This window comes from Caballeronia sp. BR00000012568055 (assembly GCF_029439455.1).
Classification (GTDB): Bacteria; Pseudomonadota; Gammaproteobacteria; order Burkholderiales; family Burkholderiaceae; genus Caballeronia.
Genome location: NZ_JAQFVG010000315.1, coordinates 60,550 through 76,057, shown reverse-complemented (window position 1 = coordinate 76,057; position 15,508 = coordinate 60,550). Strand labels below are relative to the sequence as shown.

Genomic DNA, 15,508 nt, shown 5'->3' with positions numbered 1-15,508 from the left:
GCTTTTCCAGCCGTTTTGCACACCGATCAGCGGTAGGTCATGGCAGAAGAAAGCGATCTCGAAAAAACCGAATCAGCCACTCCCAAGCGCCTGGAAAAGGCGCGGGAGGAAGGCCAGGTTGCGCGCTCACGCGAACTTGCATCGTTCGCGCTGGTGGCGGCGGGATTTTTCGGCGTCTGGGGCTTGTCGGGATCGATCAACGCGCATTTGCAATCGATTTTGCGCGGCGCGTTCACCTTCGACCACGCGATGGTCCTCGATTCCCATCAGATGATGATCGGCGCAGCCAATGCCAGCAAGGAAGGCATGCTGACCATTTTCCCGGTTCTGGCGATGACCGCGTTCGCCGCGCTCGCCGCGCCGATGGCGCTCGGCGGCTGGCTCCTGACCACGAAAACGCTCGCGCCGAAGTTCGATCGCCTGAATCCGATGACCGGCCTCGGCCGCATCTTCTCGTCGCAAGGTCCGATACAGCTCGGCATGTCGCTGCTGAAGACCATCGTTGTGGGCGGCATGGCGGGCTGGACGATCTGGAGTCACAAGGCCGACGTGCTAGGCCTGCTGACCAAGCCGATCGAACTCGCACTCGCCGATGCAATGCACTTGCTCGCCGTGACCTGCGGCATGGCGATCGGCGGACTGTTTCTGGTCGCCGCCGCCGATGTGCCGTATCAAATGTGGTCGCATGCGAAGAAGCTGCGCATGAGCAAGGAAGAAGTGAAGCGCGAACACAAGGAAAGCGAAGGCGATCCGCATATCAAGGGCAAGATCCGCCAGCAGCAGCGTGCCGCCGCGCGTCGCCGAATGATGCAGCAAGTGCCGACCGCCGACGTGATCGTGACCAACCCGACGCACTTTGCCGTCGCGCTGAAATACACCGATGGCGAGATGCGCGCGCCGAAGGTCGTCGCCAAGGGCGTCGATCTGGTTGCGGCGCGTATCCGCGAACTCGGCCGCGAAGCCAACGTACCGATGCTCGAAGCGCCGCCGCTGGCGCGTGCGCTGTATCACAACGTCGATCTGAACCGTGAGATTCCGGGCGCGCTGTACGGCGCGGTCGCGCAGGTGCTGGCGTGGGTCTACCAGCTCAAGCGCTACAAGGAAGACGGCGGCGACAAGCCGGACGATCCGACCGATCTCGACGTACCCAAGGAACTGGACAAAGGCATGGTGTCCGATGCCGACGCAGATCAGGAAGCCGCCGATACCCTGACCGGCGATGACAACAGCAACACTTCGAATGGAGCCGCAGCATGAACGCGCGCGCTGGATTTTTCGCCAAACGCCCCGACGCGCTGGGCACGCAGAATTTGCGCGCCTTAGCCGGCCCGATTCTGATCTGCATGATCTTGGGCATGATGGTTCTGCCCTTGCCGGCGTTCCTGCTGGACTTGCTGTTCACCTTCAATATCGCGCTGGCGGTGATGGTGCTGCTCGTCAGCATGTACACGCAAAAGCCGCTCGATTTCGCGGCCTTCCCGAGCGTGCTGCTGTTCTCCACGCTGCTGCGCCTGTCGCTGAACGTGGCGTCGACGCGGATCGTGCTGCTGCAAGGCCACACGGGACCGGACGCGGCGGGGCAGGTGATCGAATCGTTCGGGCACTTCCTGGTTGGCGGGAACTTCGCGGTCGGTATCGTCGTGTTCGTGATCCTGATGATCATCAACTTCATGGTGATTACGAAGGGCGCGGGACGGATTGCGGAAGTGGGCGCGCGCTTCACGTTGGACGCGATGCCCGGCAAGCAGATGGCCATCGACGCCGATTTGAACGCCGGCCTCATCAATGAGGAAACCGCCAAGAAGCGCCGTCAGGCGGTGGCGCAGGAATCCGAGTTTTACGGTTCGATGGACGGTGCGTCGAAGTTCGTGCGCGGCGATGCGATTGCGGGCTTGCTGATCATGGTGATCAACATCGTCGGCGGGCTGATCGTCGGGATGCTTCAGCACGACATGGACTTCGCGCACGCGGCGACCAACTACACGCTGCTGACCATCGGTGATGGACTCGTTGCGCAGATTCCGTCGCTGATCATTTCGACGGCAGCGGGCGTGATCGTCTCGCGCGTGGCCACCGATGAAGACATCGGCACGCAGCTGACGGGCCAGTTGTTCCAGAACCCGCGCGTGTTAATGATTACGGGCGTGATTATCGGCATCATGGGTTTGATTCCGGGCATGCCGCACTTCGCGTTTCTGCTGCTCGGCGGCGGCCTGATCTACGGCGCGCGCACGATGAACAAGCGCGCCGAAGCGAAAAAGAAAGAAGGCACCGTCACCGATGTCACGCCGGTCGTCACCGCGCCCGCCGAAAACACCGAAGCAAGCTGGGACGATGTCGCACTGATCGATCCGCTCGGGCTGGAAGTAGGTTATCGCCTGATTCCGCTCGTCGATCGCAACGCGGATGGCGAACTGCTCAAGCGTATCAAGGGCATCCGCAAGAAGTTCGCGCAGGAAATCGGCTTTTTGCCGCCGGTCATTCATATTCGCGACAATCTGGAACTGCGGCCGAATGGGTATCGGATTGCGTTGAAGGGTGTGGAAGTGGGCGTGGGCGAAGCGTTTCCGGGACAATGGCTCGCGATCAATCCGGGTCAGGTTTCGGCGACGCTGCCGGGTCCGCAGACGCAAGATCCGGCGTTCGGCCTGCCTGCCGTGTGGATCGATACGAACATGCGCGAACAGGCGCAGGTCTACGGTTACACCGTGGTCGATGCCGGCACGGTCGTGGCGACACATTTGAACCACCTCGTCGTCACGCACGCGGCGGAACTGCTCGGCCGACAGGAAGTGCAGGCCTTGTTGGAGCGTATCGGCAAGGACACGCCTTCGCTGACGGACGATCTCGTGCCGAAGACGATTGCGCTCACAACGCTGCAAAAGGTGCTGCAAAACCTGCTCGACGAAAGCGTGCCGATCCGCGATATGCGCACGATTCTCGACGCGATTCAGGAGCACGCCCCGCGCATTTCCGATGCGTACGAACTCACCGCCGCCGTGCGTCTCGCACTGGGCCGCGCGATCACGCAGCAGTGGTATCCGGGCAGCGACGATTTGCAGGTGATGGGCCTCGATCCGACGCTGGAGCGCGTGCTCTCGCAGGCGCTTTCGACGGGATCGAATCCCGGCCTGGAACCGGGGCTCGCGCAGACGCTGATGAACTCGACGCAGAACGCGATCATGCGTCAACAGAATCTCGGCTTGCCGCCGGTGCTGCTCGTACAACATGCGCTGCGCGCGATGCTCGCGCGGTTCTTGCGCCGGAGCCTGCCGCAGTTGAAGGTGCTGTCGTATGCGGAAGTGCCGGATACGCGGAATGTGCGGGTGGTGAATCTGATTGGCGGTTAATCAGTTTATGGTCACGCGAACTCCGGTGCGTGTTCCGATGTGTCGGAGATATAGAGCTTGATCGGCTGGCCATCCGCGTCCAGTTCCGCCTTGGCGAGAAAGCGCAACGGAAACGCCGATGCCATCGCGCCGACATAGATGTTGTTGGGGCGATTGAAGATGGGATCGAGCACGAGCGCAGGCGTGCGCAGCGCGTCGCCTTCCAGCGTGACCATGCAGGTGCCCGAGGTCATGTCGAACTCCGAAATGACGCCGGTGAAGGGCGTGAGGTGATCGGAAACGATGGCGTCGGCATCGGCGAATGCGCGCTTGTGGGCGGTGGTGATCGAGATGAACCGCTCGCCGTTCGCGTGAAGGTCGATGCGGTCGCATGAGCGGTCGATGGGCGTGAGTGCTTGCCGGGCTGCGGGGCGCAAAGCGTGAGCGAGCTTGTCGATTGCGCTCAGCACTTTTTCTACCGCTCCCGAAAGTTGCCTTACATCTATTTGATGCTGGCGTTCCTGCGCGAGCAGCGCTGCCTGAACGGCCATGCCCTCCTTGAGCTCTTCCGCCATTCGAATAGTTTCTTTGAGATATCTCATATCGTCCTGATCCCTTCGAGACAACACATACTGAACGACGGCCGCGAGCACTGCACCGAACGCGCCCGACCACAACTCCTTGCTCGTCGCCATGCTCTTCACCATCGCTATAACTTCAAAACAGTGATGTTCTTCAACGGGCATCGACACCACGTGAACATCGAGCTGCGTGCTCAATCTGCCCGTCAACAGCAGATTCGCGGATGAAGCGAAAATGCGCGCGAAACCCTGCATCGATTGACCAAGCTGGTTCAAATCGATTTGATGCGATGCGGCGTCTCTGCCCTCATAGCGCACGCTGAAGACGCAGAGACAGTTTGCTTGTGCAGTTTCGATGATTTCTTCCATTGCCCGTTCCGGTGAATGACTTTGTCGTCATCCTAAGCAATGGAATGATGGATGAAAATCTATCGGATGGCTAACTTGCGGCGGAAGAATTTGAATGCTATACGCGCCCTCAACACTCCACAATATTCACCGCCAACCCACCGCGCGACGTCTCTTTATATTTAGTCTTCATATCCGCACCAGTCTCGCGCATCGTCTTGATCACGGAGTCCAGCGAAACATAATGCGATCCATCTCCGCGCATCGCCATACGCGCGGCGTTGACGGCCTTCACCGATCCCATCGCATTACGTTCGATACACGGAATCTGCACCATCCCGCCGACGGGATCGCAGGTCAATCCAAGGTTATGCTCCATGCCGATTTCCGCAGCATTCTCGACCTGCGCAGGCGTCCCACCCAAAACTGCAGCCAACGCACCCGCCGCCATCGAACACGCCACGCCGACTTCGCCCTGACATCCCACTTCCGCGCCCGAGATGGAAGCGTTCATCTTGTACAGAATGCCAATTGCCGCCGCCGTCAGCAGAAAGTCGATCACACCTTGCGCATTCGATCCCGGCACGAACCGATCGTAGTAATGCAGCACCGCCGGAATGATGCCCGCCGCGCCGTTGGTCGGCGCGGTCACCACACGCCCGCCGATCGCGTTCTCTTCGTTCACGGCGATCGCGTAGAGATTGATCCAGTCGATCATCGACAAGGGATCGCGCAGCGCCTGCTCCGGCTTGCTCGCCAGCGCGCGATACAACTGCGGCGCACGCCGCTTCACCTGAAACGGCCCCGGCAAGCACCCTTCCGCCTCCGGATTGCCGATACCGCAGCCCCGCGCGACACAATCCTGCATCACGTCCCAGATGCGCAGCAGGCCCGCGCGAATCTCATCGTCGCTGCGCCAGACGCGCTCGTTGTCCCACATCAATTGCGCGATGGACTTGCCCGACTCCGCGCACATCTTCATCAGTTCATCGCCGGTCTGGAACGGATACGGCAACTGCTCATGCGCCGTCAGCACCGCCGTGTTCGCCGCGCCCGCCGTCACCACGAAACCACCGCCGACGGACAAATAAGTCGCTTCGCGCAGCACCGCGCCGTTGGCGTCGAAGGCAAAAAGCTTCATGCCGTTCGGATGCTCCGGCAGCGCCTGCCGATAGAACGCGATGTTCTCTTTGATCGTGAACGGCAGCTCGTGCGTGCCGAGCAGCGCCAGCGTCTTAGATGTCCGCACCGCTTCCAAGCGCGGCACGATGGTCGATGCATCGACGGTATCCGGCGCGTCGCCCATCAGACCGAGCATGACGCCGCGATCCGTGCCGTGGCCCTTGCCGGTCGCGCCGAGCGATCCGTACAGCTCGCATTTCACCGATGCCGTCGCCTCCAGCAGTCCATCGCGTTCGATGCCTTGCGCGAACATCAACGCGGCGCGCATCGGGCCGACGGTGTGTGAGCTGGAAGGTCCGATGCCGATTTTGAAGAGATCGAATACGCTGACTGCCATGACATCATCCAGTAAGAATTAACGCGCCGGCAGCGGCAAACACACCGCGAGCCACGCAGGCGGCGTGGACGCGAGGCGCAGCGCTACCGGCGCGTAGCGGCCGTCGAGACGGGCCGCGAGGTGAAAGAGTTCCGACGCGTTCTTCGGATCCCACTGACCCGAAAAACCCGGCAGTCCGGCTTCGCGACGCTTGGCATCGAAAGGCACGGTGGAGTGCACGAATTCATCGTGCGTCTTGGTGCCGAGCGCGTACGGCGTGAGCCAGTTCAACGCGGCGGCGAGCGTCGCGCCCGACTGCGCGCGCTCCGGCAGCCAGTTGCGGTTATGCCGACGCGCGGCCAGCGCTGCCGTCACCAATGGCTGAAGGTCATAGGTGACGTAATGCAAGGCATCGCGTTCGGCGAAATCCACGGTCGATCCATCCGGCGCGATGTTGTCGCCGATATGCTCGACGAACAGCCGCTGCGCCGCGTTGATCATCTTGCGATCGTCGATGGTGAACGCGCCCATCGCCACCAACTTGATGCGGTGACTCTGCCAGTTGTTCCGATACGTGCCCGTCAGCGGACGCGGCTGCTTGTCGATATCGGCGATATATCCATCGACCATTTTGGTGATGAACGCGTTTGCTGCGTTGCGCGTCTTCACCGGCAGCGCGCTCGCGGTCAGATCGTAGGCAAGAATCAGCGATTCGAAATTCGTCTCGTCGATCGGGTTGAAGCTCGGTTGATACGTCGTCGTCCACGCGAACAGGAAACGGTCCACCAGACGCAGATAGCGCTCGTCGCCGGTGGCGCGCCAGGCAAGCGCGGCGTCGCGCATCAGGCCGAGATCCTTTTCGGCTTCGATGCTCTGGTCGCGGATGCCTTCGTGCGGCAGCGTGCCTTCGGTATGCAGACGCGCCTGCGCTTTCGGCTGATCGTTGACGTGCGATTGCACCATTTTCACCAGCGCCTTCACGCCCGGATCGGCGTTGGTGCGCTCGCTGGTCTGCATCGCGGGCGCGGCGCAGAAGTTCATCGCCGCGTGCGCGGTCAGCGACCATGCGCAAAGCATGGCCAGCGCCGTGAGCCGGGTTTGTCGTTTCATCTCTCGCACCTTCCGCGCCATGCGAACTCCTTGATTGGCTTTGGTCCGGGGAGAGATGTTAGCCGGTCTGCAGGGCGTCGCGAAGACGCCCGACAAGGCTTTACGATTTGCGCCGCTTTACGCTGCTTACTCAGCGTATTCCGAGATCGGCACGCACGAGCACATCAGGTTGCGGTCGCCATAAGCATTGTCCGCGCGGCCAACCGGCGACCAGTACTTGCGCGTCACCAGCGACTTCAGCGGATACGCCGCCGACTCGCGCGTGTACTTGTGTTCCCAGTTATCCGATGTGACGACCGCCGCCGTATGCGGCGCATGCTTCAGCACATTGTCTTCACGATCCGCACGGCCTTCTTCCACCGCGCGGATTTCTTCGCGAATGGCGATCATCGCGTCGATAAAGCGGTCGAGTTCTTCCTTCGACTCGGATTCGGTCGGCTCGACCATCAGCGTGCCGGGAACCGGGAAGCTCATAGTCGGCGCGTGGAAGCCGTAGTCGATCAGGCGCTTTGCCACATCTTCCACCGAAATGCCGCTCGATTCCTTGATCGGACGCACGTCGAGAATACATTCGTGCGCGACCAGTCCGCCCGCGCCGCTGTACAGCACCGGATAGTGCGGCGCGAGTCGCTTGGCGACGTAGTTCGCGTTGAGAATCGCGTTTTCGGTGGCGTCGGTAAGGCCTTGAGCGCCCATCATCGCGATATACATCCACGAAATCGGCAGAATCGCCGCCGAGCCGTACGGTGCCGATGAAACCGCGCCAATTCCGGCGTCATCGCGCTTGTAACCGGTAGAAGTCTGATTCGGCAGGAACTTCGCCAGATGCGCGCCGACCGCGACCGGACCCACGCCCGGTCCGCCGCCGCCGTGCGGAATGCAGAACGTCTTGTGCAAATTCAGATGCGACACGTCGCCGCCGAACTGACCCGGCGCGCAGAGGCCGACCATCGCGTTCATGTTCGCGCCATCGACATACACTTGCCCGCCGTGCTGATGCACGATGTCGCAAATCTCGCGCACGTTGACTTCGAACACGCCGTGCGTGGACGGATACGTGATCATGATCGCCGCGAGATTCGCCGAATGCTTGTCGGCCTTCGCTTTCAGATCGTCGATATCGACGTTGCCGTTCGAATCGCACGCCACGACCACGACCTGCATGCCCGCCATCTGCGCCGACGCCGGATTCGTACCGTGCGCGGACGCCGGAATCAGACACACATTCCGATGCCCTTCGCCACGCGACTCGTGATACGCGTGAATGATCAGCAAGCCCGCGTACTCGCCCTGCGATCCGGCATTCGGCTGCAGCGAAACCGCCGCGTAACCCGTGCACGCAACCAGCATTTGCTCGAGCTGATCGATCATCGTGCGATAGCCGACCGTCTGTTCAGCGGGCGCGAACGGGTGAATCTGCGCGAACTCGGGCCACGTCACCGGCAGCATTTCGGAGGTCGCGTTCAGCTTCATCGTGCAGGAACCGAGCGGGATCATCGTGCGATCGAGCGCGAGGTCCTTGTCGGCGAGGCTGCGCAAATAACGCAGCATTTCCGTTTCCGAATGATGGCGATTGAAGACCGGGTGCGTGAGGTAATCGCTGGTGCGCTTTTGCGCGGCAGGAATGGAATCTTGCGCGGCGGAGTCGAGTGCGTCGATATCGAAAGTTTCGGTCTTGCCTGCGACTTCCGCGAACAGCGCAAAGAGCTTGAGCAGGTCGTCGCGCGTGACGGTTTCATCGACGGAAACGCTGACTTGCGTGGCGTTCACATGACGCAAATTGATATGCGCCGCGTACGCCGCCTGATGCAGCGCGTTCGTGTTCGCGCCGCTTTCCACGGTGATCGTGTCGAAGAAGGTTTCATTGGCGAGCGTGTAACCGAGCTTCTTCAAACCTGCCGCCAGAATCGACGCCACGCGATTCACGCGCAACGCGATCTTCTTCAAACCCTGCGGCCCGTGATAGACCGCGTACATGCTGGCCATGATCGCGAGCAGCGCTTGCGCCGTGCAGACATTCGATGTCGCTTTTTCACGGCGAATATGTTGTTCGCGCGTTTGCAGCGCGAGGCGCAGCGCGGAGTTTCCTTGCGCATCGACGGTCACGCCGACGAGACGGCCCGGCATCTGGCGCTTGAATTCATCGCGCACAGCCATGTATGCCGCGTGCGGGCCGCCGAAGCCGATCGGCACGCCGAAACGTTGCGTATTGCCGATGGCCACGTCCGCGCCCCATTCACCCGGCGGCGTGATCAAAGTCAGCGCCAGCAGGTCGGCGGCCGCGACCACATGGCCGCCCGCCGCGTGAATCTTCTCCGCGAGCTCGCGATAGTCGCGCACATCGCCATTTGCGCCGGGATATTGCAGCAGCACGCCGAACGCGTTCGCGCTTGCGGCATCCGCAGCCGGACCCACTTTCACTTCGATACCCGCAGGCACCGCGCGCGTCTTCACCACTTCGATGGTCTGCGGCAGCACGTCGTCGGCCACATAGAACACGTTCGATTTCGGCTTGCCGACGCGTTGCAGCAGCGTCATGGCTTCGGCCGCCGCAGTCGCCTCATCGAGCAGCGATGCGTTCGACATCGCAAGGCCCGTCAGATCCATCACCATCTGCTGGAAGTTCAGCAGCGCTTCCAGACGCCCTTGCGAAATCTCCGGCTGATACGGCGTGTAAGCCGTGTACCACGCCGGATTTTCGAGCACATTGCGCAGAATTACGGCAGGCGTGTGCGTGCCGTAATAACCCTGTCCGATAAACGTCCGAAACACCAGATTCTCGTCCGCCAGCTTGCGCAGCGACGCGAGCGCTTCCGCTTCGCTTTTCGGCTGCGTGAACGCGCCAAGCGGCAAGGTCTCCTTGCGGCGGATCGATTCAGGAATCACCGCGTCGATAAAGGCCGCGCGCGAGGCGAAACCGAGCGCGTCGAGCAAGGCGCGCTGGTCGGCATCGTCGGGACCGATGTGCCGTTCGGCGAATGCATCGTGGCATTCGAGCGCGGCGAGTGACAGAGAAGTGCGGTTCATCAGGCGATCCGGGTGTTCGAGCTTCATTTGAATTCCTGCGAACGGCGGTTCTCTCTCGGTTCGTAAAGAGAACCGCCATCGACTAAAAGAGATTTATTCGCCGATCGACTTGCCGTAACCGGCGGCATCGAGCAGCTTTTCCATACCGTCGTTCGACGACGGCTTGATCTTGAACAGCCAGCTTTCGTACGGCGAGCCGTTGACCTGATCCGGCGCGGACGTCAGATCATCGTTCGATGCGACGATTTCGCCCGAAACCGGTGCGTAGATATCGGACGCGGCCTTCACCGATTCGATAACGGCGATCGCATCGCCCGCCGTGACGGCCTTGCCGGCTGCGGGCAGTTCGACGAAGACGATATCGCCGAGCGCTTCCTGCGCATGATCGGTAATGCCGACGGTCAGCGTGCCGTCGCTTTCAGTGCGGACCCATTCGTGCGATTCGGTGTATTTCAAATCGGCCGGGATGCTCATTGGATGCTCCTTGCGTGGTTCTTTGGTGTTTGCTTGATTGGAGGAAACGGGCGCGACGGCTTTAGGGAAGCTCGACCAACACCTTGCCATTGCGCACGAACGGCAGTTTTACCACGCGCGCGGGAAGCTGTTTGTCGCGGATGACGACGTTCACGGAATCGCCTTCTTTCACCGCCGTAGGTACGCGCGCAAACGCGATCGACTCCTGCATCGATGGGGAAAAGGTGCCGCTGGTGATTTCGCCATCGCCATGTTCGGTCACGACTTTCTGATGCGCGCGGAGCACGCCGCCCGCCTTGCCGTTTTCCTTGATCAGGACTAGCCCGACGAAATTCGCCTGCGATCCGTTCGCCTCCAGCGCGGACCGTCCGACGAACGCGCGCGGCGTTTTCAGATCGACGGTCCAGGCGAGGCCGGCGTCGAGCGGCGACACGGTTTCGTCCATGTCCTGACCGTAGAGATTCATGCCGGCTTCGAGACGCAGCGTGTCGCGTGCGCCGAGACCGGCGGGCTTCACGCCTGCTTGAATGAGCGCGTTCCACAGCGCTTCGATTTGCGTCGCCGGAACGACGACTTCGAAACCGTCTTCGCCCGTGTAGCCCGTGCGCGCGAGCATGACTTCGCCATACGACGTGTCCGGGAACACGACGGCGTTGAACGGCTTGATGTCTTGCGTTTGTTCGCGCGTGTCCGGCAGCACTTGCCAGACTTTCTCACGCGCATTCGGCCCCTGCACCGCGACGATGCCGAGATCGCCGCGCGGCGTGATCGACAGATTGAAGCCGCCTTCGGCATTCAACTGCCCGAACCACGCAATATCCTTGTCCGCCGTGCTCGCATTCACGACCACGCGGAAACTGGTTTCCGAGAAGTAATAGACGATCAGATCGTCGATGACACCGCCGTCGCTCTTGAGCAGGCAGGAATAGAGCGCCTTGCCGGGGGTTTTGAGCTTATCAACGTTATTGGCGATCGCGCGCTCAAAAAATCGGCGCACTGCTTCGCCTTCGAAATCGACCACGCGCATATGCGATACGTCGAACATGCCGGCGTCCGTACGCACCGCGCGATGTTCGTCGATCTGCGAACCGTAGTTGACGGGCATGTCCCAGCCGCCAAAATCGACCATGCGCGCGTTGAGCGCGAGGTGAGCGGCATGCAGGGGCGTGTGTTGAAGTTCAGTCATCGGGGCCTCGGTTCGCAAACAAAAAAGGCCACGCAGCGCGTTCTACGCCTGACGAATGCGCTTTTGCGTGCCGAAACTTCCAGCGCGCAAAACACATACCGACTAGCGGATACGATGCGTGACCCCTCTGTCCTCGGTACCTGAGAGATTGCGCGAACCTCAGCATGGCTGTGGTTCATCGCGCGCCCCTTCGGTGGGCTGCCGGTTTTATCCCTCAGTTTCACTTAGGGTTGAAAAAACCGCCGCCGCTCTCCAGAGTGCGAGGAAACGTGTTCCCCGACGCAGCCAGTCCTTTTGCCTGAGAGTTTGTGGGTGTGCCCCTTCGGCGGCGCAGCTTGCACGATGCGATGACGCAACGAAAGCCACGCGCTCTCCCGACCGCGTTGGGCGAATTTACGCGACCGAAATGGGGTTGTCAAACGGATTCGGACCGCGCCGGTTGCGCCTGCTTGCGGGATGTGATGGGGCGGGTTGCACCGGAGCGTTCGCGAGAATGACGAGATTTTGCTGCGCGAGTCGATACGCAACCACTTCGCACCCACAGGATTCGGCAGATTCAAGATCACTCACTCCCAACATTCGATCGCAGTTCGAACGAATGCTAGCAACCCCGCCGCGCGCGCGTAACTTCCCTTTTCATCACAATTTGATGCGCTTGCCGCGAGGCAACCAGGCGACGTCACTGCCGCACAAACTCCACGCGTCGCCCTTCCTGTTCACTCTGCTGCGCCAGTTCGATGATCGTCATCACATCCACTGCGTCCTGCGTCGAAACCGGGAATGGTTTGCCATCCTGAATCGATGCCGCCAGCGCACGATAAAACTCGATATACGCGCCATCGCGCGTGGCGAATTCGTGACGCAGATCTTCTTCGCGCAGTAAGCCCGGCGGGTTCTTCGCGAATTCCGGATTGCCCGGCCGCATGCCCGCACGCAACTGATCTTCCTGCGTATCGAGTCCATTTTTCACGTAACTGCCGCGCGTGCCGTGAATCGAAAAGCGCGGCGGCTCAAGCGCAGCAAGCGCCGTCGCGTGAAGCACGACCTCCTTGTCCTCGTAACCTAGCACGATATGCACATAATCCGGCGCACTCGCATGATCGCGATGCGCCTTTACGAACGCCGTCACCGTCTGCGGCGGGCCGAACAGCGTCAGCGCCTGATCGATCAGATGCGGCCCGAGGTCGAACAACAGACCGCCGCCGCGCGATGCCTCTTCCCGCCAGCGCACCGGCACCTTCGGACGAAAGCGATCAAAGTGCGATTCGTAATGCGTGATGCGCCCGAGCCGCCCGCTTTCGATCAGCGCGCGCACGGTCATGAAGTCGCCATCCCATCGGCGATTGTGGAATGGCGCGAACAGCAGGCCTTTTTGCTGCGCGAGATCGGCGAGCGTGCGCGCATCGGCGGCGCTGAGCGTGACGGGTTTATCGACGACGACGTCCTTTCCCGCCGACAGCGCCCGATGCGCCAGATTGAAGTGCGTGTCGTTCGGCGTGGCGATGACGATCGCATCCAATTCGCCGATACCAAGCAGCGCATCGAAGTCCGCGACGATCTGCGCGTTCGGATAATCCGCCTGCGCGCGCTCGGCCTGACTGGTCGCGATGGCCGTCACTTCCGCGCGGCCGCAATATTCGATGACAGGTGCGTGAAACGTCGCGCCGGCGAGGCCGTAGCCCATCACGCCGACTTTCAGAGGTGTGCTCATGCGGGCATCGTCCTGTGGTGACTCAGTTCGTGGAATCGATCGCTCATTGTGGCACGAACGAGGGCCGGAACCGTGGCGCGCGCATCGTGTTAACATCGCGCTCTCCTCCATGCGCCGGCTGTATCGAACGCGCGCACCAACTCCAAATTCAACACGATGTCCGCTGGTCTGAACGCCGCGCAAAGCGAAGCCGTGCGCTATCTCGATGGTCCCTGTCTCGTGCTCGCCGGTGCGGGCAGCGGCAAGACGCGCGTGATCACACAGAAGATCGCGCATCTGATCGAAGGACGCGGCTTCGAGCCGAAGCATATCGCCGCGCTCACCTTCACCAACAAGGCCGCGCTCGAAATGCGCGAGCGCACGGGCAAGCTGCTCGAAGGCAAGACGCTGACCACGCCCGGCAAGGAAGGCCGCAAGATTCCGGTGAATCAGCTCACCATCTCCACGTTCCACTCGCTCGGCGTGCAGATCATGCGGCAGGAAGCGGAGCATTGCGGGCTGAAGCCGCAGTTCTCCATCATGGATTCCGACGATTGCTTCGGCATGGTTCAGGAGCAGCTCGGCACCACGGACAAGGGTTTGATCCGCAAGATTCAGTCGATCATCTCGCTGTGGAAGAACGCGATGGTATCGCCCGATCAGGCGTCCGTGCTCGCGAGCAACGAGGACGAGCATCAGGCGGCGATTGTTTATCGCAGTTACGCGGCGACGCTGCACGCGTATCAGGCGCTGGATTTCGACGATCTGATTCTGCGGCCCGCGCAGCTTTTCGCGGAGAACGAACAGGTGCGCGACAAGTGGCAGAACCGCTTGCGTTACTTGTTGATCGATGAATATCAGGACACGAACGCGTGCCAGTACGAACTGGTGAAGCTGCTCGCCGGTCCGCGCGCCGCGTTCACGGCGGTTGGCGACGACGATCAGGCGATCTACGGCTGGCGCGGCGCGACCATCGAAAATCTTGCGCAGTTGGGCAAGGATTTCCCGAAGCTGCACGTGATCAAGCTGGAGCAGAACTATCGATCGACGGTGCGGATTTTGACGGCGGCGAACAATGTCATCGCCAATAATCCGAAGCTGTTCGAGAAGAAGCTCTGGTCCGAACACGGCATGGGCGACACCATCACCGTGACCGGCTGCAATGACGAGGAGCACGAGGCCGAATCCGTCGTGTTCCGGCTCTCGGCGCACAAGTTCGAGCGACGCACGCAGTTCCGCGATTACGCCATTTTGTATCGCGGGAATTTTCAGGCGCGGATTTTCGAGCAGGTTTTGCGGCGCGAGCGCATTCCCTATGTGCTGTCGGGCGGGCAGTCGTTTTTCGATCGCGCGGAGATCAAGGATTTGTGCGCGTATCTGCGTCTGATCGCCAATCCCGACGATGATCCCGCGTTCATTCGCGCGATCACCACGCCCCGACGCGGTGTTGGCAATACGACGCTCGAAGCGCTCGGCGCGTTTGCGGGCGCGGCGAAAGTGTCGCTGTTCGAGGCGGTGTTCATGGGCGGCATCGAAGCGCGACTGTCCGTGCGTCAGGTCGAGCCGCTGCGCACGTTTTGCGAGTGGATGCGCCGTCTCTCCGATCGCGCCGCACGCGATCCCGCGACCGAAGTCATCGACGACATGATGGAAGCCATCCACTACGAAGCCTATCTCTACGATGCCTTCGACGAGCGCCAGGCGCAATCGAAGTGGCAGAACGTGCTGGAGTTTCTCGAATGGCTCAAGCGCAAGGGCACGAAGCCTGAACCTGATGCGAGCGTCGAGCAAACCGGCTACGACACCGCCGATGGTTTCGCCGACGACGGCAAGAATCTGCTCGGCCTGATTCAAACCGTTGCGCTGATGTCGATGCTCGAAGGCCGCGACGAAGATCCGGATGCGGTGCGCTTATCGACGGTGCATGCGTCGAAAGGGCTGGAATATCCGCACGTGTTTCTTGTGGGCGTCGAGGAGGGCATCATGCCGCATCGCGGGAATACGGACGATGACGCGCCGGTGGACGATGGGCGTATCGAAGAAGAGCGGCGGTTGATGTATGTGGCGATCACGCGGGCGCAGCGCAGTCTGCATCTGAACTGGTGCAAGAAGCGCAAGCGCGCGCGGGAGACGGTGGTGTGCGAGCCGTCGCGGTTCATCCCCGAAATGCTGCTCGACGATGCCCCGCCGCCGACCGCGGAAGAAGCGCCTTTGTCGCCGAAAGACCGGATGGCGATGTTGAAGGCGCTTCTGCAGAAAGGCTGA

At 61.3% G+C, this 15,508-nt stretch carries 10 protein-coding genes and 2 riboswitches; of the genes, 3 read left to right on the top strand and 7 right to left on the bottom strand.

From position 1 onward, the window contains the following. The first annotated feature begins 39 nt into the window (after positions 1-39). Positions 40-1,257 (top strand): flagellar biosynthesis protein FlhB, encoded by a 1,218-nt coding sequence (flhB, locus tag P7F28_RS24855; RefSeq protein ID WP_277187427.1) that lies wholly within the window; start codon positions 40-42, stop codon positions 1,255-1,257. Continuing rightward, complete coding sequence (gene flhA / locus P7F28_RS24850) at positions 1,254-3,350, top strand: flagellar biosynthesis protein FlhA (RefSeq protein WP_277187426.1); 2,097 nt, start codon at positions 1,254-1,256, stop codon at positions 3,348-3,350. Before flhB ends, flhA begins: the two co-directional genes overlap by 4 nt. Before the next feature lie 11 nt (positions 3,351-3,361). Here flhA and P7F28_RS24845 read toward each other — a convergent pair whose 3' ends face one another. The 7 genes from P7F28_RS24845 to P7F28_RS24815 form a co-directional block, all read right to left on the bottom strand. Then, complete coding sequence (locus P7F28_RS24845) at positions 3,362-4,279, bottom strand: hypothetical protein (RefSeq protein ID WP_277187425.1); 918 nt, start codon at positions 4,277-4,279, stop codon at positions 3,362-3,364. Positions 4,280-4,388: 109 nt separating this feature from the next. Next, positions 4,389-5,777 (bottom strand): L-serine ammonia-lyase, encoded by a 1,389-nt coding sequence (locus tag P7F28_RS24840; RefSeq protein WP_277187424.1) that lies wholly within the window; start codon positions 5,775-5,777, stop codon positions 4,389-4,391. 18 nt (positions 5,778-5,795) lie between these two features. Further along, entirely contained in the window at positions 5,796-6,887 is a 1,092-nt protein-coding gene (locus P7F28_RS24835; RefSeq protein WP_370467397.1) for an alginate lyase family protein, read from the bottom strand. Between the two features lie 105 nt (positions 6,888-6,992). Next, positions 6,993-9,920, bottom strand: coding sequence for an aminomethyl-transferring glycine dehydrogenase (gcvP, locus tag P7F28_RS24830; RefSeq protein ID WP_277187423.1), 2,928 nt, complete (start codon positions 9,918-9,920; stop codon positions 6,993-6,995). A gap of 66 nt (positions 9,921-9,986) precedes the next feature. Continuing rightward, positions 9,987-10,367, bottom strand: a complete 381-nt coding sequence (gene gcvH / locus P7F28_RS24825) for a glycine cleavage system protein GcvH (RefSeq protein WP_277187422.1) — start codon at positions 10,365-10,367, stop codon at positions 9,987-9,989. Positions 10,368-10,428: 61 nt separating this feature from the next. Then, the gene (gcvT, locus tag P7F28_RS24820) at positions 10,429-11,553 is read right to left on the bottom strand and encodes a glycine cleavage system aminomethyltransferase GcvT (RefSeq protein ID WP_277187421.1); all 1,125 of its coding nucleotides are present in this window, start codon (positions 11,551-11,553) and stop codon (positions 10,429-10,431) included. Positions 11,554-11,670: 117 nt separating this feature from the next. Further along, a riboswitch (glycine riboswitch) is annotated at positions 11,671-11,819 on the bottom strand. Between the two features lie 10 nt (positions 11,820-11,829). Then, positions 11,830-11,940, bottom strand: a riboswitch (glycine riboswitch). A 292-nt stretch (positions 11,941-12,232) separates the two neighbouring features. Continuing rightward, positions 12,233-13,264 carry an oxidoreductase gene (locus P7F28_RS24815; protein WP_277187420.1) on the bottom strand — a complete coding sequence of 344 codons (1,032 nt, stop codon included), beginning with the start codon at positions 13,262-13,264 and terminating at the stop codon, positions 12,233-12,235. Between the two features lie 156 nt (positions 13,265-13,420). Between P7F28_RS24815 and P7F28_RS24810 the strand changes: the two genes are divergently transcribed. Next, a complete protein-coding gene (locus tag P7F28_RS24810; RefSeq protein ID WP_277187419.1) occupies positions 13,421-15,508 on the top strand; it encodes a UvrD-helicase domain-containing protein in 2,088 nt (695 codons plus the stop codon).